General features: G+C 52.9%; 26 protein-coding genes and 1 pseudogene. 15 read left to right on the forward strand and 12 right to left on the reverse strand.

The features are described from left to right. Nucleotides 1-64: 64 nt before the first annotated feature. The 4 genes from HZU72_RS14020 to HZU72_RS14030 all read right to left on the reverse strand — a co-directional run bounded on the left by HZU72_RS14020 (nucleotide 65) and on the right by HZU72_RS14030 (nucleotide 3292). A complete protein-coding gene (locus HZU72_RS14020; RefSeq protein WP_180093118.1) occupies nucleotides 65-1087 on the reverse strand; it encodes an SDR family oxidoreductase in 1023 nt (340 codons plus the stop codon). Between the two features lie 147 nt (nucleotides 1088-1234). After that, nucleotides 1235-1759: a hypothetical protein gene (locus HZU72_RS23665; RefSeq protein WP_208458093.1), complete on the reverse strand. Its 525-nt coding sequence runs from the start codon at nucleotides 1757-1759 to the stop codon at nucleotides 1235-1237. Further along, nucleotides 1756-2670, reverse strand: a complete 915-nt coding sequence (locus tag HZU72_RS23670) for an NTP/NDP exchange transporter (protein ID WP_208458094.1) — start codon at nucleotides 2668-2670, stop codon at nucleotides 1756-1758. Before HZU72_RS23670 ends, HZU72_RS23665 begins: the two co-directional genes overlap by 4 nt. 445 nt (nucleotides 2671-3115) lie before the next feature. Continuing rightward, complete coding sequence (locus HZU72_RS14030) at nucleotides 3116-3292, reverse strand: hypothetical protein (RefSeq protein ID WP_180093120.1); 177 nt, start codon at nucleotides 3290-3292, stop codon at nucleotides 3116-3118. A gap of 631 nt (nucleotides 3293-3923) precedes the next feature. On the opposite strand from HZU72_RS14030, the gene HZU72_RS14035 reads away from it, so the two are divergent. From HZU72_RS14035 to HZU72_RS14050, 4 genes are all read left to right on the forward strand, one after another. Continuing rightward, nucleotides 3924-4349, forward strand: a complete 426-nt coding sequence (locus HZU72_RS14035) for a Rid family hydrolase (RefSeq protein WP_138799652.1) — start codon at nucleotides 3924-3926, stop codon at nucleotides 4347-4349. A 125-nt stretch (nucleotides 4350-4474) separates the two neighbouring features. Then, nucleotides 4475-5623, forward strand: coding sequence for an alpha/beta hydrolase (locus HZU72_RS14040; RefSeq protein WP_180093122.1), 1149 nt, complete (start codon nucleotides 4475-4477; stop codon nucleotides 5621-5623). A gap of 354 nt (nucleotides 5624-5977) precedes the next feature. Then, complete coding sequence (locus tag HZU72_RS14045) at nucleotides 5978-6643, forward strand: response regulator transcription factor (protein ID WP_138799650.1); 666 nt, start codon at nucleotides 5978-5980, stop codon at nucleotides 6641-6643. Further along, the gene (locus tag HZU72_RS14050; protein WP_180093124.1) at nucleotides 6643-8022 is read left to right on the forward strand and encodes a HAMP domain-containing sensor histidine kinase; all 1380 of its coding nucleotides are present in this window, start codon (nucleotides 6643-6645) and stop codon (nucleotides 8020-8022) included. The genes HZU72_RS14045 and HZU72_RS14050 overlap by 1 nt, the downstream gene beginning before the upstream one ends. A 139-nt stretch (nucleotides 8023-8161) precedes the next feature. Here the strand turns inward: HZU72_RS14050 and HZU72_RS14055 are convergent, their stop codons facing one another. Next, nucleotides 8162-8671 carry a lipocalin-like domain-containing protein gene (locus tag HZU72_RS14055; RefSeq protein ID WP_180093126.1) on the reverse strand — a complete coding sequence of 170 codons (510 nt, stop codon included), beginning with the start codon at nucleotides 8669-8671 and terminating at the stop codon, nucleotides 8162-8164. A 389-nt stretch (nucleotides 8672-9060) separates the two neighbouring features. Between HZU72_RS14055 and HZU72_RS24035 the strand changes: the two are divergent. Continuing rightward, a pseudogene (locus HZU72_RS24035) lies at nucleotides 9061-9267 on the forward strand (helix-turn-helix domain-containing protein); the annotation flags it as partial. Beyond that, a complete protein-coding gene (locus HZU72_RS14060) occupies nucleotides 9250-9846 on the forward strand; it encodes an MmyB family transcriptional regulator (protein ID WP_268896405.1) in 597 nt (198 codons plus the stop codon). The pseudogene HZU72_RS24035 and the gene HZU72_RS14060, both read left to right, overlap by 18 nt. Nucleotides 9847-9872: 26 nt before the next feature. Here the strand turns inward: HZU72_RS14060 and HZU72_RS14065 are convergent, their stop codons facing one another. Beyond that, nucleotides 9873-10235, reverse strand: a complete 363-nt coding sequence (locus tag HZU72_RS14065) for a cupin domain-containing protein (RefSeq protein ID WP_180093127.1) — start codon at nucleotides 10233-10235, stop codon at nucleotides 9873-9875. Between the two features lie 367 nt (nucleotides 10236-10602). Continuing rightward, nucleotides 10603-11568 (reverse strand): AraC family transcriptional regulator, encoded by a 966-nt coding sequence (locus HZU72_RS14070; protein ID WP_180093129.1) that lies wholly within the window; start codon nucleotides 11566-11568, stop codon nucleotides 10603-10605. Nucleotides 11569-11924: 356 nt separating this feature from the next. Here HZU72_RS14070 and HZU72_RS14075 point away from each other — a divergent pair, with 356 nt between their 5' ends. The 3 genes from HZU72_RS14075 (at nucleotide 11925) to HZU72_RS14085 (ending at nucleotide 17368) form a co-directional block, all read left to right on the forward strand. Beyond that, nucleotides 11925-13034 (forward strand): efflux RND transporter periplasmic adaptor subunit, encoded by a 1110-nt coding sequence (locus tag HZU72_RS14075; protein WP_235976116.1) that lies wholly within the window; start codon nucleotides 11925-11927, stop codon nucleotides 13032-13034. A 3-nt stretch (nucleotides 13035-13037) separates the two neighbouring features. Beyond that, complete coding sequence (locus HZU72_RS14080) at nucleotides 13038-16193, forward strand: efflux RND transporter permease subunit (RefSeq protein ID WP_180093131.1); 3156 nt, start codon at nucleotides 13038-13040, stop codon at nucleotides 16191-16193. A 287-nt stretch (nucleotides 16194-16480) separates the two neighbouring features. Beyond that, nucleotides 16481-17368, forward strand: a complete 888-nt coding sequence (locus HZU72_RS14085) for an NmrA family NAD(P)-binding protein (protein ID WP_180093133.1) — start codon at nucleotides 16481-16483, stop codon at nucleotides 17366-17368. Nucleotides 17369-17561: 193 nt separating this feature from the next. Here the strand turns inward: HZU72_RS14085 and HZU72_RS24040 are convergent, their stop codons facing one another. Further along, nucleotides 17562-18203, reverse strand: coding sequence for a TetR/AcrR family transcriptional regulator (locus tag HZU72_RS24040; protein WP_180093135.1), 642 nt, complete (start codon nucleotides 18201-18203; stop codon nucleotides 17562-17564). Nucleotides 18204-18275: 72 nt separating this feature from the next. Here HZU72_RS24040 and HZU72_RS14095 point away from each other — a divergent pair, with 72 nt between their 5' ends. The 4 genes from HZU72_RS14095 (at nucleotide 18276) to HZU72_RS14105 (ending at nucleotide 20961) form a co-directional block, all read left to right on the forward strand. Next, entirely contained in the window at nucleotides 18276-19013 is a 738-nt protein-coding gene (locus tag HZU72_RS14095) for an SDR family oxidoreductase (RefSeq protein WP_180093137.1), read from the forward strand. A gap of 252 nt (nucleotides 19014-19265) precedes the next feature. Further along, nucleotides 19266-19538: a RidA family protein gene (locus HZU72_RS23865; RefSeq protein ID WP_235976117.1), complete on the forward strand. Its 273-nt coding sequence runs from the start codon at nucleotides 19266-19268 to the stop codon at nucleotides 19536-19538. 21 nt (nucleotides 19539-19559) lie between these two features. Then, entirely contained in the window at nucleotides 19560-19691 is a 132-nt protein-coding gene (locus HZU72_RS24045; protein WP_268896403.1) for a RidA family protein, read from the forward strand. Nucleotides 19692-19812: 121 nt separating this feature from the next. Further along, nucleotides 19813-20961, forward strand: a complete 1149-nt coding sequence (locus HZU72_RS14105) for an alpha/beta hydrolase (protein ID WP_180093139.1) — start codon at nucleotides 19813-19815, stop codon at nucleotides 20959-20961. 206 nt (nucleotides 20962-21167) lie between these two features. Here HZU72_RS14105 and HZU72_RS24225 read toward each other — a convergent pair whose 3' ends face one another. From HZU72_RS24225 to HZU72_RS14125, 4 genes are all read right to left on the reverse strand, one after another. After that, nucleotides 21168-21362 carry an AraC family transcriptional regulator gene (locus HZU72_RS24225; protein ID WP_180093170.1) on the reverse strand — a complete coding sequence of 65 codons (195 nt, stop codon included), beginning with the start codon at nucleotides 21360-21362 and terminating at the stop codon, nucleotides 21168-21170. Nucleotides 21363-21980: 618 nt separating this feature from the next. Beyond that, nucleotides 21981-22157, reverse strand: coding sequence for a hypothetical protein (locus HZU72_RS14115; RefSeq protein ID WP_180093141.1), 177 nt, complete (start codon nucleotides 22155-22157; stop codon nucleotides 21981-21983). A 217-nt stretch (nucleotides 22158-22374) separates the two neighbouring features. Continuing rightward, the gene (locus HZU72_RS14120; protein ID WP_180093143.1) at nucleotides 22375-22551 is read right to left on the reverse strand and encodes a hypothetical protein; all 177 of its coding nucleotides are present in this window, start codon (nucleotides 22549-22551) and stop codon (nucleotides 22375-22377) included. Between the two features lie 217 nt (nucleotides 22552-22768). Further along, nucleotides 22769-22945, reverse strand: coding sequence for a hypothetical protein (locus HZU72_RS14125; RefSeq protein WP_180093143.1), 177 nt, complete (start codon nucleotides 22943-22945; stop codon nucleotides 22769-22771). Nucleotides 22946-23474: 529 nt separating this feature from the next. On the opposite strand from HZU72_RS14125, the gene HZU72_RS14130 reads away from it, so the two are divergent. After that, nucleotides 23475-24002, forward strand: a complete 528-nt coding sequence (locus HZU72_RS14130; RefSeq protein WP_180093145.1) for a TetR/AcrR family transcriptional regulator — start codon at nucleotides 23475-23477, stop codon at nucleotides 24000-24002. Then, entirely contained in the window at nucleotides 23999-25150 is a 1152-nt protein-coding gene (locus HZU72_RS14135; protein ID WP_180093147.1) for an MFS transporter, read from the forward strand. The genes HZU72_RS14130 and HZU72_RS14135 overlap by 4 nt, the downstream gene beginning before the upstream one ends. Nucleotides 25151-25294 lie beyond the last annotated feature (144 nt).

Consider the following 25294-nt stretch of genomic DNA (forward strand, 5'->3'; position numbering starts at 1 on the left):
AAGGTCACCGCTAAACCATGGTTAACAAGCTGGATGAACGGCAGATCAGCTTAGTCAGGATTGGTTAAGGGGCACTTGATGGATAATGTGTGCCGGCGATCTCTTCGGTGACCGCCCACAGGCGAGCAGCGATCGCAATATCATTGGCCACAGAGGGGACGGTCGCCAGGCCAAGCGGGCCACTAACCTCCCGTTCTCCAGTCGGCCCGTAGTAGGCGCCACCTTGTGCGTCAGGCGCAGTGGCAGCATATAGCGTCGGCACTGCACCTTGGGCTGCCGTCTGGAGGTGTTCGCGGTTGGCAGACCACTGGCGCCCCTGCTCACTATCCAATCCGGGGCCGCGAGCAACCAGTTCGGTTACCGCAACACCGGGGTGGGCGGCCATGCTCTGGATGCCCCAGCCTGCCGCAGCGCTGCGCCGCTGCAGTTCGAATGCAAACATCAGGCCCGCCAGTTTGGACTGCGCATAGGCCGTCATTGGTTCGTAGGCCTGAGCGGAATGAAGATCGTCAAAATTGATGCTGCCGCGGAGGGCAGCGATACTCGACAGCGTAATGACGCGAGGCGCATCACTGTTGCGTAACAGCGGTAATAGCTCTGCAGTCAGGACGAAGTGCCCGACATAGTTGATGGCGAATTGCATCTCAAAGCCCTCTGCGGACGTACTACGCTCTGGAGGCGCCATGATGGCGGCGTTGTTGATCAAGCCATCCAGTCGGGGTAGTGAGGCGTTGAGGCGTTGGCCCAGATCACGGATTGAGGAAAGATCGGCTAAGTCAAAGGGCTCAAAGGTCACCTGAGCATCAGGCACCTCCTGTTTGATCTGATCAATCGCCTCCTGTCCCCGCTCGGGATTGCGTGCCGCGATCACTACCTGGGCCCCCGCAGCCGCGAGGGCTTTTGAGTCCTCATACCCCATACCACTGGTTCCGCCAGTGACCAGAAAAATGCGTCCTTCCTGGGAGGGCATGTCGTCAAGGCTCCAATCGGGTTTGGGCTGGTTCTGCGCCTGTGCACTAGCCGTGAAAAATAGACAGATCAAAAGCACACCAAAGGCAGCAAGACGGATGCGCAATACATTAGACATTTTTCTTTCCTCATTTTTAGTTACTGATATACATCGATAGATAAGTAATGCCAGCTCAATCTCAGCACGAGGCGTCCTACGCCATTTTGATCAGGCCTCAGCAGTAGACCGTCCCTAATTCGTACTGACATATTCATTTCGTGATTCTCATAGCCACGGCTTGGCTTGAGTTTGGGTAACACCTGATAGCACCTCTGGGACTGAAGAACTCACGCTCTTTTCTATCGGTTGTTCAAGGCCTACGTTTCCACCGCCAGGCCCACCGTTAGTTAGCGTTAGTGCTCGGGCGGCCTGCGCGCGACCCATCCAGAGGCCCAGCGCAGCCCAGACTAATGCCAGAGGTACGACCACACTCACCAGTCCCCCTACTGCCAGCCCTAATCGCCCAAGCGCGCCCTCAGTTTGGGCACCAACAACATCACCAGCACGGTAAATGAAGGTGTCTACAAAGGCCTTGGCCTTGTACTTGTCTTCTCGTCCGACCACCGTAAATAGCGCCTCCCTTGCTGGTCGGGTGACGCCACGTTGAAGCGCACGCGTAGTAGCCTCTAGAAGGATTAACACCACGAACGACCCGTATATCGCCAACCCGATAAAGCCAAGGGCGGTAGCCACCGGTAAAATCGCCAGCGCCACACCCAGGCCGAAGCGCTGGATGATCTTACCGGTCAAAGTTGCAGAATCAGTACCGCTACCTGCGTCCACATATCGATGTTGCCTAGTATTTCCGCACGCGCATCGATGCTATCTGATACCGCTGCGACCATCTGCAGGCGGGTGAAGTAGATAAATGTTGCGAGCACAGTCATTAACAGGATGTACCCAGCGATACCGGTCAGATAGCGTGATCGGAAAACGGCACGTAGACCTGCCAAGGCGCTGCCACCTATACGCTCGTATTCGCTAATGAATCCGGCCGTGGGGGTGGGCGTGTCAGAGCTAGCCTGATCCGGTGCCACACGCACCAGCAGCCAAGCCAAAGAGAGAGCTAGCAGCAAGAAACCACCGGCGACAAGCAGCAGGCTGGGCGTACCCAATGGCAGGGCCAGTTGCGACGTAAGCCACGGGCCAAAAATCGCGCCGAGGGTGCCACCGACCGAGATAAGGGCGAAGAAACGTTTGCCCTGCTCACTGGTGAAGCGGTCAGCCAGCAACGCCCAGAACACCATCGTGACGAACAGGTTGAACACACTGAACCAAACAAAAAATACCTGTCCACTGCGCTGACCCACGGCGGCGGGCGCGAACACCAGCAATGCCCAAAAGGCCACCAAACTCAGCACGAAGAATGTGTAGGTCGCTCCGATGAACTGTAGTCGCTTCAAGCGACTGACCAGCCAGCCGAACAGTGGATTCACTGCCAGCGTCACCAATGCGGTACCGATAAACAGCCAACGGACACTCTCGATACCGCGTTCCATACCTAGCGCATCACGAACAGGGCGCAACAGCATCAATGCGGTCAATATACAAAAGAAGAACAGTGCTGCAATTAGCACAGGCCCAACCTCCTCAAGGCGGAGATTGAAGAGGGTTTTCAATAGACGTGGACGTTGTGCCACCGAAGTCTTGGTTCTGCTCATTGGATAGCGTCCTGGGTTGAAGCACACCACAAAGGCGTCTTTAATACTCAGTCGAAGCGGCTGATGTCGCAGTATTTACCGGTGAGATTAATTTGTGTTTAAGACGATTAGGGCAAAGTTGTTGCCGCTGTAAGCGACCGTATCCAGCGATCGCCAGCCACCTAACAGCTTTTAAGCACAGGCCTTAATCCGTTATTAATGTCGATGTAGGAATATCGCTGCCCTCCCCTTATTACTCAAGCTGCCCGCTATGGATGCGATCCTGCTTGTTGAAGACGACCACATTCTTGATCGTGCGCTCTCGGCCAGAAGAGGAGGCGCGTCGTACATTGCAAAGATGTGATATCTGCACGAACCGCGCTGGTTGAGCACCCATTCGTCGCTGTGCTACTTGATCTAGACCTGCTTGGCAGCTTTATCAGATATCACATGCTGTCAGAACCTTTTAAGGGTTTCTGTCGGTCAGTTCAGACGGTGAAAATTCCCGGGTCTCGTAGCCTTGATGCATCGTTATCACGTCGACATAAGGAACGCTGTTATCTTTAGCCGTCCCCCGCTCCGCAAGTGCTGTATGAGAGACAAGCATTAATATAATAACTAACGCTGCGTTTAACATTTTCATGATTCACTCCTCATGCCTAAACCGTGGCTTAAGCATCAATAAATTTTGAGTTAACCCAAACAATTAAAGTGATCTTCGAGAATTAAGAGAGCCACTCCTGCTTGGTATTAATAACTACCTTGTATCCGTCCAGAACCATTTAAGGGTTTCAGATCTGCAGCGAACAGGGGAATATTAAGGGGTAGATATACCCACGATATGCCAAGCTCTTCGACGTTTTGTCGCCAAATGTGACAGCTAAGCTAAGTAACATTAAATAAGTTCTATTTGCCATTAAATATTCAAGCAAATGTGTTGTTTTAGCGCTGAGACAAACTGATACAAGTACGACACACTATTAAAGCTCAGCCATAGTAAAGTGCTCTCATTGCGTATTAAGAAGGGAGTATCGACTATGAAAATTCCAGATTTTTACGATAGCGTAGCAGCGCAATTTCAGGGGTCTGTCTTCGAAACACTCAACGTAGCGCTGTTCGTTATCACGCCAAAACTGTCCCGCCATTTAATATGGCTAGATCATGCTTAGGGTTAGAGAAGGCCGATATTGATACATAGGCCCGTCTAGCATAAGCGCAATTGCTCAATCGGTAATCCTTGCAAGCACACCGATGAACTTACGAAGAAGGTTGTCATGCATATTTTAAGGCGCAAACCCCTCAACCCATCTAACCTTCCCGATACTTTGACCGAAGGCCATAGTCAGGCAGTTATAGTGCAGGGTGGCACCCGGTTGCTAATGTCCAGTCAGGTGGGGGTCGATATCCAAGGAGATTTGGCGGGTCCCGAACTGGCCGAGCAGACTGAAGCGGCCCTGGACAATGTCGAGCGGTTGCTAAAAGGCCTCGACGGCGATCTCTCACGAGTGGTGATGTTGAGAATCTACTTAGCCGAATACGCTCGCTACGATCAACAAGTGGTGATGGAGGCGCTGAAGCATCGCTTCCCTATCGCGCCGCCTGCTGCCACTTGGTTAATTGTGTACGGCCTTGCCGAACCGGAATGGTTAGTCGCTATCGAAGCCGAAGCTGTGCTGCCCGGGTTTGTCTTGAATAGTTAAGTAGTTTTAATCCATTAATCATATTTTTACTCGTTTGCCAGCGCACAGCCCGTTTACCCGCCCCTTCTAAGGATAGGACGCGGTAACCCTCTGTCAGAAGCAAGCTCCTAAAAATGGAGTGGTTCATGTTTCGCCGTCTTAACATCCTACTTTTACTTCTCTTGCTGAACTCCTGTGCTTTACCGCCAGATTCCCCACGTTTTCGACCTTCAGAAAGTCTACCTCCATATGAGCAAGAGAATTTTGAACAATATGTGCGCGAAACCCGTGCATGGATTGCCGATAACCGCGCCTTCATCGGTGAAGATCGGGAGCTTGAAATAGAGCTCAATACACCGTTCGAAATTCGCCCTGATGAACCGGCGAAGCACGGTATCCTTTTAGTGCACGGACTGGGTGCCAGCCCGTGGTATTTCATTGATATCGCCACCGCCATGGCGAATGACGGCTGGCTGGTTCGCTCTATCCTTCTGCCTGGCCACGGCACACGTCCTGCCGATTTGATGCTAGCTGATAATAAGGATTGGGGAAAAATCATTGCCCATCACGCCAACCTGCTGGCAGTCGAGGTCGATGAACTTTGGCTTGGCGGTTTCTCAACTGGCGGTAATCTGGTCACCTCTCATGCGTATACAGATGACAATGTCGATGGGCTACTGCTGTTTTCCCCTGGGTTTTATCCCGATACCAACTACCTGTTTCTCACCCCGGCCATTTCCTATTTTTGGGACTGGCTTAATATCGATGACGAAGACAATATCGCTACTTACCAGTCGCTTCCTAGTCGCGGGGCCTCTCTCTATTATCGTTCGGTCAGCACCGTGCAAAAAAACCTCAAAAGCGCACAATTTGACAAACCTGTCCTGATGACGATGAGTCAACATGATAGTGTCCTTGTCGCCAATACGATGCTCACTGCTTTTCAAAACCGCTTTCCCAATCCCAAATCACGCTTCGTTTGGTACGGTGAAAGCCCGCCCAACCTGAACGATCCACGTGTTACCACCCTTAGCAGTAGCCTACCCGATCGACGCATTAGCACCTTCTCTCATATGAACGTGCTGTTTGCACCTGAAAACGCCTATTACGGTGAAGCAGGAAGCTACATCATGTTTGAGAATGGTCAGGACGATATACCCCGCCCCGCCAACCCTGAAGATCTTTGGTTCGGTGCATGGGGGCAAAGCGAAGAGGAAAAATATCATGCTCGCCTGACCTGGAATCCCTATTTTGTCGAACTCCTAGACAATATTCGGGAGGTGGCAGTCGACTAACTGGCCGGGTAGGCTAACTTGTTCTTCCTGCATCGTTAAGTAAGTGAACAAGTACGGCAACGTTGAGAGGGAGTATCAGAAGCTTTCCAGCTAGTCATGATCCGCACCTTACGTTAAGAAGAAGTAAGATCAGTTGAGTACCTAACTCCTCTCATAGGCAGTAACATATTAAACAGTTTTTACTGGCGAGATTAATTTGCGTTTCCGACGATTAGGGCAAAGTTGTTACCACTGTAAGCGACCGTGTCCAGCAATCGCCGGCCACCTAACAGTCTTTAAGTACATGCCTTAATCCGTTATTAATGTCGCTGTAGGAATATCGCTGCCCTCCCCTTATTACTCGAGCTGCCCGCTATGGATGCGATCCTCCTTGTTGAAGACGACCACATGCTGGGTCGTGCGCTGTCATCCGCCCTTGGTCAGGAAGGCTGGCGCGTTGTGCATTGCAAAGACGTTGCATCCGCACACACAGCGCTGGTCGACCACGCATTCGTCGCGGTTCTACTTGATCTCGGGCTGCCGGGCGGCTCAGGATTGGAGGTGCTGTCCTCGATGCGCAGTCGCTACGACCCGACGCCGGTGCTGATCATTACCGCACGCGATCAGTTGAGCGACCGCGTCCGCGGGCTTGACGTTGGTGCTGACGACTACATCGTCAAGCCGTTTCAGCGCGACGAAATGCTGGCGCGGCTTCGCGCGGTACTGCGCCGCAGCCGTGGCGCAGTAACCCCCGTGTTGCGGTGGCGTGATGTCGAGATCGATCCCGCTGCGCGGGTTGTGACCCGTGAAGGTCAGCGTATTAGCCTTAGTGCGCACGAGTTCCGTCTACTGCTGGCACTGTTCGAGTCGCGTGGTCGTGTTCTCAGTCGTGATCAATTGCAAGATCGGCTCTACGGCGACGATACGGAGATCGGCAGCAACACCGTTGCGGTCTTCGTGCACCAACTGCGCCGCAAGCTCGGCGATGGCGTAGTGGTAACGGAGCTTGGATTCGGCTATCGCCTCGGGGATGAACACTAATGCGCGCGCTACGCACGCGGTTGCTGGTTGCGCTGGCCACAGTGCTGCTCTCTACTTGGGCTATCGGGTTCGCCATTCAGTACGTAAACGTACTGGAGCGCCAGGGTGGCGAGATAGATGGCATGCTGCGCAATATTGCCGAGCAGATACTGCAGTCGTTGCCTGCGGACATCGCCACCGCAGGCCAACAACAGCAATTTCTGCTCAGCGGCGAGACGGTGCCAGCGGAAGGCAAGTTCGGAGCGCTCGGTTTCCAAGCCTGGGAGCATGGCACTGGGCGACGATTGATGTCTTCGCGTCCGGCACCCGCGCACCCGATGGCGCCGGACTTCGTTGATGGCTTTGCCGATGCAACCGTTGCTGGCGTGTCCTGGCGCGTATTCGCCGTCAGCGATGCCGACCAACGGGTGCAGGTGCAGGTCGGCGTGCCAACATCGGCCATCCGGGCGGAATTGATGCGATGGCTCGGCCCGACCCTACTCACAGCACTGTTGCTCCTGTTCGGTATCGGTGTCGCGATATGGCTGGTGATCCACTGGTCGCTGAGACCAGTGCTGCGCGTCAGCAAGTCGCTCTCTACGCGTGCCCCTCTCGATCTGGCACCGTTGCCCGAACATGGATTACCAAACGAATTCACGCCGCTGGTGCGTTCGTTCAACCAGTTGATGGCGCGATTGGCGCAGGCGCTTCAGCATGAACGCGAGTTCATCGGTGAGGCCGCCCATGAGCTACGCACGCCGTTGGCAGCGCTGCTGACTCAGGCGCAGGTGCTACAGCACGCCAGCGACCAAGAAGAAGCGGGCGAAGCGCTCGAGCATCTCATCGCTGGTATAGAACGCACCTCGCGACTGGCGCAACAACTGCTTGATACCGCGCGGGTAGAATCCGGCGGTTCCGCCGCGCGCGCGCAGGATGTGGATCTGGCAATGATTGCGGGGATGGTGGCCGACGAGTTCGAGTTGGTTGCGTTACGCAGTGACCAATCAATCGAAGTCGAAGGAGGTCACGCGCCAGTACATGGCGACATTGATGACCTCGGCATACTGGTTCGCAACCTGCTCGACAATGCCTTACGTCATGGAGGCCCGGGCACGCGTGTACGGCTGGAAACTTGGGTCGAAGATGAAGGACATGCTCGAATGGCGACCCTAAGCGTTGCTGATAATGGCCCTGGCATTACCGATGGCGATTACGAGCGCGTATTCGAGCGATTCTACCGCGCCGAGAACGGTCATCGTACTCAGGGCATTGGCATGGGCCTTTCGTTAGTCGAACGCGTGGTCACTTCGCATGGCGGACAGTTAAGATGTGGCGTCGGTCTTGAAGGTCGTGGATTTGGCATCACAATCCAATTACCGGCATCCAAAGGGCAGAGATAGTCCCACCTCTCACCTTAAAGCCTCTCAACTAGCTGACGATTGCGCTTTTAGGCCAGAATACGTAACCCCCTTGTGCAACATATCCGTTGTTGGAACACCAACGATGCGGCACTTGAACTTTGCCGGGGCTTTTTATGCACTATCTAACGCGCACGAATTCTGCACTGACTCGCCCTCCATCAGGGCGAGTGAACGTTTCGTGCATCCTATCGCCTTCCACTCTCAGTTGAAGCTCCCGCGAGCTTCTTTCACTGCCCACCCAGTTAGGGAACGTAGAACCCTCGACGTAATTACCGGCGAAGCGCCCCTGTTCATCGACGGTATAACTACCAAAGAAGCCAATACTCGAAGCCATGGCACGGCTATTCTCTTCGTCGGTGCCACCACCACGTGAATTTGACTCAAAACACTCGGTGTCACCATTGGTTAATACCTCGACGAAGTGCATGTCAGCAGTGAAAACCAGCATGCCCTGTGGATTCTCACCGTAGGGATGCTCGGTAGTCCCATCGCTTTCCAATGTAGCAGACACCATGCGCCACGTTCCGGCGACCTGATTGGGTTCGGAAGGAGACAGTAAAGGCTCGCTAGCCTGAGTAGCTACAGCGGCCGCAAGTAATAAAGTGCCAGTTATAATTCCTAGCTTCATAAGGATGCTCCTGACGGGTTCTGAAGAGATATTTATTCTGTTGTTTTTAACTGTTGAGATAAATACCTATATTTCGCATGACCTAGTGATTAAATACCACCAACAGAAGTGCTTCAGCGCCTAGCTGCCTGAGCTTATCTGCACTTTAGCCGGAGCGGGCCAACCCTAGAACTTGATGGCCACTAGCAAGTAGCTCTCTCGTAACGGCTATGCCTAAAAAGCCTGTCGCATCAGTCAAAAACATCTTCATAACGCTTCCCCTTCCTCCCAGTGAATGCTTGTCATGGGAGAGAATATCGATCAATCTTTATCCAGATAAATAAGCGGCTTTATAGGGGTATAATGACTAACAAGCTAGCTCCTGCGATTCCAATAACCTTGGTGCTTTCTTAAAGGATCGGCGGCAGCGACTTGACGCGCTAGCACTTGGTTTCGGAGGGCGCCGGAGGACACTTGGCCTTCGGCGTGAAGAAGTCGCTCAGCGAGCCCATATCAGCACAACATGGTATACGTGGCTCGAACAGGGACGTGGGGGCGCACCATCAGTGCGCGTACTCGAAAGCCTTGCTAAGGCGCTGATGCTGACCGAAGCCGAGCGCGAGCATCTATTCTTGGTCGGCATCGGTCACCCGCCGAAAGCCCACTCCTCTGTTCAAGAAGGTATCTCGGAACGACTACAACGATTTCTCGACGCTATGCCTATGATCCCTGCGACCGTCGCAACGTCGACATGGGACATTGTTGGCTGGAACCGAGCAGCTCAACTAGCGCTCACGGATTACCCGGCACTACCTCCCGATCAACGAAACATATTGAGGCTCATGTTCCTTGATCCAGCGACACGCGCTGCCCAAAACGACTGGGAAACAGTGGCACGGTTTCTAGTGGCAACCTTTCGCGCAGAAACCGCACGTATGGGGGAGAACCCGCGATCTGCTGGACTCGTGGCGGAAATATCCAGCAAGAGTACGGATTTCAAGCGCATGTGGAGAGCAAACGATGTTCATACCGCTGGGGAAGGATCGAAGACAATTTTCCACGCAGTGGTAGGAGAAATTACCTTCGAGTTTTCATCCTTTGCGATTGACGGGCGGCCGGATCTAAAACTGATGACCTACAACCCGGCGGAGCGCTCCGACTTGGAAAAAATGGATCGGCTGAGCCACTCCGGATAACCTGTCGGCCGACCCTTTTAAAGGTGCTAATCGGCGTAGGCTGAGTCGATCGCACCATCGAAGACCACGAAGGCGACACCGAACTCTGACAAGCAATTGTCAGAGTGCAACTGGCCTCCAGGCTGATACCAATAGGCGCCCGCTGTCTGAATCGGCACGTCCGCTTCAAGCTGACCTTCATCCCAGTGCTTCATAGTCCCCTCCATAAGCGACAGGTGGTAAGCCGCGCTATGACTGTGGAAGCGACCGCCATAATTCAGAGGGAACCGAAACAGCGCTGCCGATGGGCCAGTCTGAGGATTCCCCCACAGCACCGAGATCTGAGGGCTGTTTGGATTATCAGCGTAAAGCGGCGTGAAGCGAGCCTCGGCAGCTTCGTAAGGAACCACGTACGTTCTTCCTTCGGTGGACGGGATTTGGTCGACGTCGCTCGAATATGCAGGGATGCAGACCAACGAGCCAAGCAGCGAAGCGGCGCATGCCAAAAAAGCAGAGCGGGCCCCTAATCCAGTCCTGTCCGTTCTTCTTAAGGCATGTAAGCTGAACACTACCATGATGCTTTCTCCATTTAGAGGGTGGCGCAAGCGTGTTGCCTGCCGCCGAGAAAGCTGGATTGTGTGCATACCTCACATCCTGGTAAATATGTTTTGTTATAGGGGTAAAAGCACTAACAGGTTGGGCAAACCAGTGCAGTCACTGCACGTTCTTGAAAGAGTGCTAGAGAGCCTAGACGCTATTTTCATCACTTTCAGCGATCTATGCTGGGTTGACGCCAGCCCCATTGAGACCAACTGCGTGGCTATACGAAGCGGGCGTTGCCCCACGACTATACTGCCTCGGAGAAACTCCCATTACCCGCTTAAACGCAGTGCTGAACGCGCTTTCGGATTCGTATCCAAGGGATAATGAAATAACGGAAACGGGATCTTGGGAGTTCTCCAACTTCTCTCCCGCCAGCATCATGCGCCAGCGCGTCACGTACTCCATGGGCGATGCTCCTATCGTTTCCCTGAACTTCTGAGCGAACGCCGAGCGCGACATACAGGCGCACTCGGCCAGCGCCTGCAGCGTCCAGCGGTGTGCAGGGTCGGCATGGATCGCATTAATTGCCGGCCCCAACTGTTTGTCCGCTACCCCCAAAAGCCATCCCCCACCGTTAATGACTCCTTCCGCCATATGAAGCCTTAGTGCCTGTACCAGCATCATATGAGCGAGGTGCTGGGCAATCAGGAAACCACCGGGCTCGGGGTCGTGCAACTCCTTCATCATGCGTTCCACAGACCACCTTAATGCAGCCTGTTCTGTCTCGTTGTGGATGTGGACAATGGGCGGCAGCATGCCCATCAGCATATCGGCATGCCCCCCACTGACGCCGAACCGGCTGCCCACGATAAAGAAATCGCCCCCGCCGTTGACCTTCACGACGGTGCCAGTACGTGGTGGGGGAAAATAGTTGCTGGAGGGCTCTGGTGGCAACGACATATCGCTCGCCAACCGAAAAGGGCGTCCGCTCGGTAGAACGAAACAGTCGCCCTTCTGCAGATGTACGGCCTCCGGAACACCATCGACGGCCAACCAACATTCGCCGGAGACTACGGCATAACACTTGAGGAGCTTATGCTGATCCGGAAATTGGAGTGACCATGCACCGCCAGCCTCCACTCCAGAGGAGACATAGCTTCGCGGTTTCAGTAGCGAGAGTACATCTGATAGGGGATCCATGGGTTCTCCTGGACGATTGCAAAGATAAGCAGGACAAACGCGCATAGACCAACCTGCACGCACCCCTTATGGTCGCAGAGTACTCGACTCTGGCAGACACCGCGAGACCTAACTAAACGCTAAGTCACCCGCGCTCATTGTCATCCATGCCAACAATCTGACCATTTCCATACGGCGCTTAGGCCCAAAAATACGAACAGCATTATAGAGGACAAAACTCTGATGCCATCAATTGAAAGCCTCACTCATTTTAGCGCCGCGTGCTATGGGAGTGAATATATCATCACATCGGAGCCCAACAATTTCGCTTATCGGAAAAGCGCGGCGGCGGAATGCTTTCCTCAGGTTCTCAACCGATGAGGTGGACTTCGGTTGCCCAACGAGGGGGCTCAATACTCACCTTACTTCTACTTACCGCCTGCGATGCGCAGCCCAGGCACGTCAGCGCGAATGAACCGGCTGCAGAGATGCATGTCGCTGTGGCACAAGCAGAACGAGCTACGTTCGGGGAACGCTTCTCTATCTCCGGAACCCTAACCGCTGAACGCCAAGCACAGCTTTCTCCTCGCGCCGACGGACTGGTTTCTCTGATACACGTGGATTCAGGTGAATTTGTCGACGCAGGACAGACACTCGCTGAACTCGACCCTACCGTTGTACACCATGGCCTCTTGCGAATCCGTGCCGAGGCAACTGAGGCGGACGCCGCCGTGCGCGAGGCAGAGCGCCTAGTCTTAGAGGCGCAGCGGCTTAACGAACAACGAGCCATCGCGGCTACGGAGGTCGGAGCACGCACTGCTGCACTGGATCTGGCACGAGCGGTAGCCGATTTCGCCCACGCCAGTGTGCGCGAGCAAGAAGAGATCGTCGCGCGGCACATGCTCCCAGCGCCATTCCCCGGGGTGATAGCGGAGAAACATGCTGAGGTCGGCGAATGGGTACAGCGCGGCACGCCGGTGCTGACGTTGGTGTCGACCGACCGCGTCAGGCTGGATCTGCGCGTGCCACAGGAACGCTTCAGCCAAATCGACGAAGATGCACAGGTGCGTGTATTTTCCGACGCACTCGACGGCACGTCGTTGCCTGCGCGCGTCAGTGCGCGGGTTCCCGTTACCGATCCTGGTACCAGAACGTTCTTGTTACGATTATTGGTGGATGTTTCTGATGGCTACCTGTTGCCAGGCACTTCGGCCCGCGCAGAGATTTCACTCGCGCAAACGGATACCAGTGCCATCGCAATCAGTCGCGACGCCGTGCTTCGACAGCCCGACGGCAACCACAGCGTCTACGTTGTTGAAGATGTCGACGGACAATCGGTGGCGCGCAGGCATACCGTGCGCATTCTCAATGATTTAAATGGCCAGGTCGCTGTCGTTGGCGACGCTATAACAGAAGATTCCTGGGTTGTAATCCGCGGCAACGAAACTCTGGCAGATGGTCAGCCTGTGCATGTGGTGGAGCGCTAACATATGGGTTTTGAACGTATTCTCCATCACGGCACACTAATCGCGGTTGCCATTCTCATACTGTGTGTACTGGGAATCAGCGCCGCGTTGCGCGTACCGGTGCAGATGATCCCCGACCTGGAGGTACGCACCATCAGCGTAGATACACGCTGGCCGGGAGCATCGCCGCGTGACGTAGAACAGGAAATCCTCATCGAGCAGGAGCAGTACCTACGGATACTACCCAACCTAGGCCGCATGGTTTCCACTGCCACTACGGGGCAGGCTAGCATCGAGCTAGAGTTCCCTTTCGGCGTCGATATTAACGAGGCCCTGATCAGAACTAATAACGCGCTCAACCAGGTCTCAAGATATCCGGAAAATGCTGATGCCCCGGCGCTGACCACGATTTCCTCGTCAGATCAGCCGTTCATGTACTTCCGTATCGGGCCTCACTCGGAAGTTGGAGCCAGCCTCGACCTGGCCATGGTGCGCCATTTCTTGGAGGATCAAGTTAGGCCGCGCCTCGAACGCATCGAAGGCGTCTCACTGGTCGAGATTATGGGCGCGGAAGAACGACAGGTTCGCATCGAGGTCGATCCCTATCGACTTGCCGAGCGTGGGTTGGATATGGCAGACATCCGCAATACCTTGCGCCTGCGCAACCTTGATCGATCAGGTGGTGATCTGGATAACGGCAAGCGCAGTGTGCTGGTACGTACGGTTGGGCGTTTTAGGGAACCGAGCGATATCGGCCAGCTGATCGTTGCCGAGCGCGACGGCGCTTTGATTCGACTAGCCGACCTCGCTAGCATCCAGCTCAGTCATCATGAATTACGCAGTTCGTCTTATTACAATGGATTGCCAGCCTTGATTCTTGCGGTACGGCGAGAAACGGGATCGAACGTCGTCCAGACTAAATACGCCGTGTTGCCAGAGGTCGACGTCGTCAATACGGAGGTTTTGATGCCACAGGGCCTCGAGATGACCCTGGTTAATGAAGACGCGCATTACGTCGAGGCATCAGTCACCAATATATGGACTAACCTGCTACTGGGCACGCTGCTAGCGACCCTGACGATGTATGCCTTCCTGCGCTCAGCGCGCAGCACCTTCGTTGCGGCGGTTGCCATTCCAATCTGCACCATCGCCGCCTTCATCGGCTTACTGCTAGCGGGACGTACGCTCAACGTGATCTCGATGGCGGGTGTAGCATTCGCCATTGGCATGACGCTAGATAACACGATCGTGGTGCTGGAAAGCATTGACCAATCGCGCCGACGTGGTCTCAAGCCTTTCGATGCAGCCGTGGCCGGCGTAAGCCGAGTCTGGCCTGCCGTCTTGGCTTGTACGCTAACCACTGTCCTCGTATTTGCACCCACGCTGTTTATTCAGGAGGAAGCTGGGCAGCTCTACTCGGATATCGCTATTGCTATCTGCGCCTCCATTCTGGCGTCGATGGCAGTCGCGGTAACGGTGCTCCCGGCCATGGCTGCATGGCTGCTGCCTCAACACCCATTAGGCACGTCTGCCGAAGTAAGTTCGTTCGACCAGATTAGCCGCTGGATCAGCAAGTTCTATAGCAGTTCGATACGCCGCGCGGCTGTTCTAAGCGGAATGCTTGGTGCAGCTGTATGTACCGTACTATGGCAGACACCACCGGCCGAGTACCTGCCAGAAGGCGAAGAGGCGCGCATCTTCTCGCGCATGATCGCACCACCGGGCTACAACCTGACGGAGATGGAGGGCATTGCGCAAGAGCTAATTCCGGAGTTGCAGCAGCGTATTGAGGACGTTCCGGAGCGCTTCCATCAGGGCGAGACAAATATACCCGCGATGCGGTTTTTCACCATGTTCGTGGATCCTCAAGGTATCAGCATAATCACTGACCCCAAAGATCCTGGCGATATTGACGCCTTAATGGTCGCACTGGAGGCGCGTTTCACTGCCTGGCCAGGCATGCGCTCATTTGCCTCGCGCGGATCCATCATCTCCAGCAACGACGGCGGCACGCGCAGCATCAACCTGAACGTTTCCGGCTCTAATCTTTCTGAAATTTATCAGGTGGCAGGTCTCGCCTATGCACGTGCGGAAACGCTCTTCGATAACGCGCAGATAAGCTCCGAACCAAGCTCGTTGAGTTTGGATCAATCGCAGCTAGAGATTCGGCCACGTTGGGAACGCCTCGCTGAGGTTGGTCTGGATGCAGATCGATTCGGCTACTCGGTAGCGGCACTAAGCGATGGCGCATTCGCCGATGAAATGATCCTCGACGACCGCCGGGTCGACATTTATTTGTTTAGCAGCGCAGGCAGCGAGCAACAAGTGGATCGATTCCGTGCCCTGCCTGTCGCCACGCCATCGGGGACAGTCCTACCACTTTCCGCGCTGGCCGACTTACACGAGTCTGCCGATACCGACAGCATTCGTAGGTTAAATGGCCGTCGAACCGTCACGCTGAACATCATTCCACCACGTTCGGTGGCACTCGAAACGGGTGTCGAGCGAGTGAGCACCGAGTTAATCGAGTCGATGCGCACTGCTGGTGAAATACCTCATGGCATCTCAATGGATATTACAGGCGCCAGCGACCAGTTGCAGGCGACCCGTGAAGCAGTATCGGGAAATTTCATGATTGCCGTGCTGCTGTGCTATCTGATGCTGGTAGCGGTCTTCCGTCACTGGGGACGGCCGCTGTTCGTCATGGCCACGATTCCCTTGGGTCTCGCGGGTGGAATCATCGGACTTACGATGCTCAATCGCATCGGTGCTCATTTTGGCATTCACCAGCCGTTGGACATGATCACGCTGCTTGGCTTCCTGGTACTCCTTGGCGCGGTAGTCAATAACCCGATCCTGATCGTGCAGGAAGCCTACAAGCGCCTAGAGGAAGGTGCTGAATCGATCACCTCAGCAGTAGAAGATGCGGTACGCATTCGCCTGAGAGCAATACTGATGTCCAGCCTAACGACCATTTTAGGCGTAGCACCGTTGGTACTTATTCCTGGTGCGGGTACAGAGCTTTATCGTGGCCTGGGGGCCATCGTGATGTTCGGCATTGCATTCTCCTCCGTTGTTACGCTGTCCTTCTTACCCAGCCTTATTGTCACCATCATCAGTTGGCAAAAGCGTCTAGCCGGACGGGCATCACAATGGTGGGCTCAACTTCCAAGGCAATAAAACCATGTAAATTCAGGACGAACAAAAAAGTAAACCGGATTTTAAAGCATAGCTCGTACAGTTAAACGTACCTATCTTATGACATGTTCAGAACACGATATGGTTCCACCTCTCAGCCAAAGGAGGTGACATATGAACAACAAACAATTTCATCGTACTGAGCAATGCATAGGAATAAAAGATGTTGATCGGCGCCGATTTCTTGGTGGAGTGTCGCATTGGGTGCAGGCTTGGCTATTAGCCTGGGAATATCGCCTCTGGCGATCACAGCTAATTGGGCAACAGACATGCTAATCGTTGTTACTGCACCGACTGGAAATATCGGTTCTCAGGTGCTGACGAACTTACTGGCTAGCGGTGCAATGATTCGAGTTATCGCACGCGATCTATCGCGGCTTCCAACACATATACTTGAGCAAGTTGAGGTCATTCAGGGCTCGCACAATGATGCGAGCACCATTGATCAGGCGCTTGAGGGTGCCAATAGCCTGTTTTGGTTATGCCCTCCGGACCCTCACGCCAAAAGTGTTATGAGCGCCTATGTAGACTTCACTCGCCCCGCCTACGAGGCAATCAAGCGGCATGGCATGGGAAGTGTGGTCAGCATTTCGGCGCTTGGAAGGGGCACCCCAATGGCTGCAAATGCAGGTTACGTCACTGCGTCTCTGGCGATGGACGACTTGATTGCGAGCACAGGCGTGGCGCTAAGAGCGCTAACCATGCCGTCGTTCATGGATAATATTGCTCGCCAGGCCTCATCGATTCGCGACCAGGGCAGGTTCTTTCTACCTATCGATGATGACCGCAAGTTACCGGCAGTGGCTACCCGGGATATTGCTACCGTCGCTGCGAAACTGCTGCTTGATACCTCTTGTGACGGTACTGGGGAAGTGGCTGTGCTCGGTCCAGACGACCTCTCCTTTAACGACATGGCAGATATCATGTCCGACGTTCTTGCTAAGCCCATACATTACCAACAGGTAAGTTTCGAAGTTTACAAGGCGGGTTTCATTGAACGCGGTATGTCGGATGCAATGGCGCAAGGCCTTACCGACATGACTCACGCCAAGAATGAAGGGCTCGATAATGCAGTGCTGCGCACAGATAAGAACAGCACACCCACCAGCTTTAGACAGTGGTGTGAAGAAGAGCTGCGGCCGATGATACTTCTTTAGAAAATTCGCACACGTTTGCTTCATGACTCATCCCACTTACCGAAGTAGCGAGAAAATAAGTCTCTATTTTTAGACATTAGCGTTGGCTAAAACTGAATCCAAATACTGGCCTAGATTCATTGGCGCCAGCCGCTTGACAGATGCAGGGATCTCGCAATAACAAGTTAAGTTATGACAAGGAGTTCTAATGATTTTAAACCCGCTTGGACACCTTGGATTCATTGAGATACGCCCGACACATCCTAGCAAGCTGTTCGCGAAAGGTAGGCAAACGCGTGGCTGTATCGTCACCCTCGAATATTTGGCGCGTTCCGCCGGTCACTACAGCGATCAAGCTGAAAACAACATTATCAAGGTCGTCGACCAAATCGTCAGAGGAGCTTGCCAGCAAACTATACGCCGCACGATGAAGACGCATGATCGCCGTGTCGATAAGCTCTTTCATATCGAGTCCGGCAGTTGCTTGGTATAGGGCTCGTGAGCTTTCAGGATTGCTAGCCTTGGCATCGATATAGGCGTTAACAAATGTGTCGCTGCATTGGTTGATTGGTCGACCATGGTTCTCTCGACATGCTTCCTCCACAGCGGAAGCTGCCAAGTCGAGCTGTCGGCTTACAAGAGCGTAGAGCAGCGCCTCCTTTCCCGGAAAATACTGATATAGCGTACCAATCGAGACACCGGCTCTTTCAGCGATGCGTCGTGTCGTTAGTTTTCGCGCGCCGTCACGCAACAAAACCTGAACAGTTGCTTCGAAGATGGCATCCACGGTGGCATGCGAGCGATCTTGCACTGGCTGTTTACGGGGTTTTAGCTGGCCTAGGCTGGTTGGAGCCATATGCGAATCCCAAAAATGAACGATTGTTCATATAATAGACAGGTATCCACAAATCTCAAGAAAGGTAGCCCAATGAGCCATTCTTTGAAACGTGTTGCCCTGGTCACCGGCGCTAACAAAGGTATTGGATTTGAAACTGCGCTCCAGCTTGCCCGAGAGGGCTACACCGTACTGCTGGGTGCACGCAATACTTCGCGCGGACAGGCGGCCGCTGAAAAGGTAGCGGCGGAAGGTGGTGATGCGCAATTCCTTGCGCTTGATGTGACGGATCGCGAGACGATTCTGGTCACAGCGCAATATATCGAAGCTAACTTCGGCAAACTCGATGTACTGATTAACAACGCAGGTATCGGATCCCCTTCGGATAGTTCGGTAGGAAAAGCGGATCTTTCGGAAGTCCGCAGCGTTTTCGAGGCCAACTTCTTCGGCGCGCTGGCAGTGACCCAGGCAATGTTGCCGCTATTGAGGAAAGCGTCCTCAGCTCGCATCGTCAATGTATCAAGTGGGCTGGGTTCTCTTGCCAGGCACAGCGACCCCGACTGGGAATTCGGGGCGATTCAAATGATCGGCTATAACGGAGCGAAAGCAGCTCTCAACATGGCAACGGTGCTTTTAGCCAAAGAACTTCACGCTACGAACATAAAGGTAAATTCGGTCGCGCCCGGTTTTACTGCGACTGATCTAAACGGTGGTGGCCCGGGTGCGCAAACTGCCACAGAAGCGGCTCAAGTATCTGTTATGGCAGCGCTATTGCCCGATGATGGGCCTACGGGCGGCTTTATTGGACAAAGTGCAGATGAGCCTTGGTAGTCGCTTTATGTTCCGAGCGATCAACCAATTCTTTGACCAGCATATTTGCGAGTCGCACCTTGAGAAGCTCGGCGATGGCAGGCCTAGTTTAACTCGTTACGTATGTGAGCCCCATGTTGTTCAAATACAACGTCAGTAAGAAACGAGAAAGAAAAGACGACCGATATTGGTGCCCAGGCCCGTCTACCATAAGCGCAATTTCTCGATCATAACCCTTGCAAGCACACAGCTGAACTCACGAAGGAGGTTTTCATGCATATTTTAAGACGCAAACCCCTCAACCCGTCTAACCTGCCAGATACCTTGACCGAAGGCCATAGCCAAGCCGTTTTAGTACAAGGAGGCACACGTGTGCTGATGTCCAGCCAGGTGGGGATCGATATTGAGGGAGAGTTGGCGGGCCCCGAGCTGGCCGAGCAGACCGAGGCGGCACTGGACAATATCGAACGACTACTATCGAGCCTTGGGGGCGACCTAATGCGGGTGGTGATGCTGAGAATCTACTTAGCCGAATCCGCTCGCTAGGATCAGCAAGTGGTGATGGAGGTGCTGAAGCATCGCTTTCCCATCGCGCCGCCAGCTGCCACCTGGTTGATTGTGTACGGCCTTGCCGAACCGGAATGGTTAATTGCTATCGAGGCTGAAGCGGTACTGCCGGGGTTCGTCTTGAACAGTTAGATATCTAGTCATATCTCTAATCGTTTGCCAACGCACAGCTCGTCTACCCGCCCCTTCTAAGGAAGAATAGGACGTCGGTGACTCTCTGTCAGAAGCAAGCTCCTTTAAGATGGAGTGTTTCATGTTTCGCCGCCTTAACATCCTACTTTCCCTTCTCTTTCTGGCCTCTTGTACCGTGCCGCCGAATTCCCCACGGTTTCAACCGTCAGAAAACCTGCCTCCTTATGAACAGGAGAGTTTTGATCAATATGTGCGCGAAACCCGTGCGTGGGTTGCCGATAACCGCGCTTTTATCGGTGAAAACCACGACCTTGAAATCGAGCTGAATACGCCGTTTGAAATCCGTCCCGCTGAACCGGCGCAGCGCGGTATCTTGTTAGTTCACGGATTGGGTGCCAGCCCGTGGTATTTTATTGATATCGCGACTGCCATGGCGAATGACGGCTGGCTGGTCCGCTCCATCCTGTTGCCTGGGCACGGCACACGACCTGCCGATCTGATGCTAGCTGATAATGAGGATTGGGAGAACATCATTGCCCATCACGCCAGCCTACTGGCAGCCGAAGTCGACGAACTTTGGCTTGGTGGTTTCTCAACCGGCGGTAATCTGGTTACCTCCCATGCGTATACAGATGACAATGTCGACGGGCTACTGCTTTTTTCTCCTGGGTTTTATCCCGATACCAACTACCTGTTTCTCACCCCGGCCATTTCCCTTTTTTGGGACTGGCTCAATATCGATGAAGAGGACAATATCGCTACTTACCAGTCCCTTCCAACGCAAGGGGCCTCCCTCTATTATCGTTCGGTCAGTACCGTGCAAAAAAATCTCGAAACCGCACGCTTTGAAAAACCGGTTCTGATGACGATGAGTCAACATGATAGTGTCCTGGATCCCAACGCGACGCTCAAGGCTTTTCAAAACCGCTTTCCCAATCGCCAATCACGCTTCGTTTGGTACGGTGATACACCGCAAAACCTTGATGATCCCCGAGTCACCGACCTTGTTAGTCATCTACCCGAACGGCGCATCAGCACTTTCTCCCATATGAATGTGCTGTTTGCTCCTGAAAATGCCTATTACGGTGAAGCAGGGAGCTACATCATGTATGAAAATGGTCAAAACGATATCCCACGCCCCGTCGACCCTGAAAATCTGTGGTTTGGGGCATGGGGGCAGAGCGCAGCGGAAAAATATCATGCTCGCCTGACCTGGAATCCCTATTTTGTTGAACTTCTCGACAATATTCGGGAGGTGACAGTCGATTAACCGGCCGGGTGGTCTGCTATATTCTTCCTACAGGGTATAGGACAACTTTTCTGATGATGGGATTTCCATAAAACGTCATTAGGAGTCCACCTTGGCTTATCATCAGTCACTATTGCAGAATGGCCACCTCCGCATCGTCGCTGGGCGTTAGTTTGAATAAGCGACGGTAGTCCCGATTTAACTGCGAGATGCTCTCGTAACCTATACTAAACGCGAGTGATGAAATGCTGTCGGTATAAGGCGAGCGGCGGCGCGCTTCCTGAAGGCCGCACGCGCTTTTGAAACTGAACCGGAGCCATGGAAGTCACCTGTTTAAAGTGGCGATGAAAGCTCGGCACCCTCATGTTCACTTTGGCTGCCAGTTCTGCAATCCGTAGAGGCTCAGTATAATTATCGCGTATCTATGAGGACGCTTGCCCTATCCACGCCGTATGGCTATTGGCAAAGGCAAGCTGCCCAAGCAGCATGCCATGCTCGCCATGCAGTAGCCTCCAGACGATTTCTGCTACGACCACTGAGGTACCATAAACGCCTACGGCTTTCTAGGGGAATGAAACCTTAGAAATCAGACATTCGCCTTTCGTTCAGCAGGATATCGATCACAGCGAGATTATCGAGCACATCCAGGCGCGCTCTTTGTTCACAATTGGAAAGTCGAACTCAGAACGTCGTGATCCTTGGGGATTCTGGTTGTCCCGGTGAACTTACCGGACAGTAAACTACCGGCAAGGGGACTCCATACTAGAAGGCTCATTTTCTCATACTCCATCAGCGGCACTGGGTCACACTGCACATCCCTGCCAGCAATTGAGCATTCAGAATTACTTGAAAAGCAATGTCAAAGCATTAATAAGATTGTAACTTGTGACTACCCTCCTTTTTCTTAAAAGTAATTATTTAGTTTTCGGTATAACAATGAATGTTTTGATATATTTTGAATATTGCAAGGTGCCGTACAGATTTAAGATACTTAAGCCTGCCCGACACCACTGACTACCTCCAATATAGCCAACAACATTTCAAGGATTTCTTTCTGTCAAATCAGACGGTGAAAAGTATCGTGTTTCATTAACGCTCTGTTCTGTCGCTGACTTAGGAGAAATAACCCTGTTACCTTCGGCCGAACCTCGCTCCGCGATTGCAACGCCTGAAGCAAGGGTTAATGCGATGATTAAAGCTGCGTTTAACATTTTCATGATTGAAACTCCTTCTGCTTAGTAGTGGTTGATCCAATAACAAATGTTGTTCGGTGTTAGGCATTCTACCTGCCAAAACAAGACTATTGGTGATAAATAGTCTAGATAACATGATTGAAAGTATTGAATGGTCGCTGGGCTGGCTGTTTTATGTAGGGCAGGTCTACCCCTAGGCCCGCCCGATATTACAAAGCATTTCCCATGGACCCAGCGTCGTTTAAGAATTACGAGCAAGCACTTCTGACGGTGAAACGTTCCGAATATCACTGTCGTGTTGCGTAGCAGTCGATTCAGGAGAGATAATTCGGTTATCTTCACCTGAGCCGCGCTCTGCAAGTGCAACTCCTGAAGTAAGAGTTAATGCAATGATTAAAGCCGCGTTTAACATTTTCATGATTGAAACTCCTTTTGCTTAATAGTGATTTGACCGACAACAAATGTTGTTCGGTGTTAGACATTCTACCTGTCGTAACAAGACTATTGGTGATCAATAATCTCGAAAACTTGATTGAAAGTATTGAATGGTCGCTGGGTTAGCTGTTTTATGCAGGGCAGGTCTACCCCTAGGCCCGCCCGGTATTACAAAGTATTTCCCATGCACCCAGCGTCGCTTAAGAATTGCGAGCAAGCACTTCTGACGGTGAAACGTTCCGAATATCACTGTCGTGTTGCGTAGCAGTCGATTCAGGAGAGATAATCCGGTTATCTTCACCTGAGCCTCGCTCTGCAAGTGCAACGCCTGAAGTAAGGGTTAATGCAATGATTAAAGCCGCGTTTAACATTTTCATGATTGACTCCTTTTGCTTAAAAGCAGTTGTTTAACTTTGGTTGCCATAGAGAAAGAGCTCGTATTGCNCTCCTTTTGCTTAAAAGCAGTTGTTTAACTTTGGTTGCCATAGAGAAAGAGCTCGTATTGCCTCCTTTCCATACATGCATGATAGAATCAAAACACACAAAGCTGAATGCAGAATACTCTCTACTTCTTGCCTAATTCGATCGACCTGCCTGCTTCCATGCACTGCCCATTACAGCGCTGAAGAGAGCAAAAACTCCATCAAGCGCTTTGCTATGAGCAATGGGAGTAACAGAAAACGAACCTAGTATCAGCTAGCTCTTAAAGGTCTCCGTCGGGTTCACGACAGTCTAAATGGTCGCCTTCTTACTCTACCGCCGTAAAGGAAGATAATTTCGGCTGTTATTGCGGAGAAATTGCCTATCGCCCAGGCGATATAAAGCATGCTGCTTTAATTAAAAAGATTAGATGCAAGAAAATCCAAGCGGCTTGACGATGTAAAATGATCGTTTTACACTCCAGACATGGATACTAAAACTAAGCTTATCTCTACTGCAGAACATCTTTTCGACCGGCACGGCTTTACCGCCACAGGTATGGACCGGCTAACCCAGGCCGCCAGTATGTCGAGCCGCACCCTCTATAAACACGCTGGTAGCAAGACATCGCTGATTGCTGACGTACTGTCAGGAAGGCACCTACGTTTTCAGCAAAGCATAGAAGTGGACAGCGTCGATGCACTCTTTGGCGCGTTGGAAAAGTGGGTGCAAACTGAAGGATGTCGAGGGTGTCTTTTTCTGCGTGCCTACGGCGAAACCGGCGGTGATACACCAGATATCGCGAAAGCCGTATTTACACACAAGGCGAGTCTTTATGAGAAAATCCAAAAAATTGTCTCAATAGAAACCCACGGGAAGAGCAACTCTGAATTGGCCGAACAGGTCCTTATTCTGTTTGAAGGCGCGACGTCGGCCGCCATTTATCGTGGTGCTGAAGCAATAAGATCCGCACAGACCGCTGCGTCAGTCCTCATCCAGCAGGCGCGATTATGAGCCCCAGCCTATACCTGGGTGCAATGGGTTTTGGTCTCATCGCCGTTTGCTACGGCTTTGCCCGTTTCGCCTTTGGGTTGTTTCTGCCGCAAATTGACGCCGACCTTTCATTATCTCCTACTTTGAGCGGTTTAATATCCGGTGGGTCTTTCTTAGGCTACTGCATAGCCATTGTTCTATCGGCGTTTCTGACCGAACGAGTCGGCGCTCGCGCCGTTGCCGTCGGCGCGGCCCTGGTCGCAGCGATAGGCATGATTGGTATCGCAACAGCCCCTTCTCCCCTGCTGCTCGCCAGTGCAGTGATGTTAGCAGGGTCAAGTACGGGGCTCGCCTCTCCGCCCATGGCGGCAGCGGTGGCCGCCGCCGTTCGAGCTGATCGGCAAAGTGCCACTAATACGATAATTAATGCCGGTACCAGCGCAGGCGTGGTGCGCTCAGGGCCGGTAGCATTAATGATGGGGGGACAATGGCGTTTAGCCTTCGCGGGCTTTGGAGTAGCCGCTTTTGTAATGGCAATCGCTGCAGCCTATAGCGTTCCAAGTAGAACCAAAACAGCAACCACAACCGCAGCCAGTTTTCCTCCGCTTACCAGTGACATTGTTCGCCTAATTGTCGCCTCATTCTTAATGGGTGCGTCCAGCACCGCGCTTTGGTCTTTCGGCGGTCAGTTGGTTACGCTTCAACTTGGCTGGAGCAGTACTGGCGCAGGGCTTCTTTGGATTGCTATCGGCGCTGCAGGTATCGTGGGGGCAAGCGCGGGAACGTTAGTCGCACGTTTCGGAATCGACTACGTTCATTGGCTTTTCCTAGGGGGATTAGCGGCTGGCATTCTTTTGGTCGGGACCAGTGCCACCACTCCGCTATTGGCAATCGCCGGGGGCATGCTCTTCGGAGCGGCGTACATCATGCTCACAGGTGTCTATTTGGTATGGGGCGTTTCGGCGTTACCCGACCGACCTGCAACGGGACTAATGATCGGTTTTTTGACCATCGCTATTGGTCAGACAGCAGGCGCCCCTCTCTTTGGGTTATTAATGGATCGACTGCCACCCGACTACGCCGTGATCGTTTTCGCTTGCCTTACCTTTACAGCCGGATTGGCAAGGGCTGGAAATGCGCAATCCTCTGATCTAGCTCCAAAGTCTTAAGTGCATACGAACTTCTTAAAATAGCTAGCTAACTCTCTACCTGTCAGTGAATTAATGTAAAACATAGTACTTAAAGCTAATTTAAAGGCTTTAACGTTATAAGGCGGGCCTAAAATCTCTAGCCCGGATTTCTCACAGGGTATA

Source organism: Vreelandella sedimenti (assembly GCF_013416325.1).
Lineage (GTDB): Bacteria > Pseudomonadota > Gammaproteobacteria > Pseudomonadales > Halomonadaceae > Vreelandella > Vreelandella sedimenti.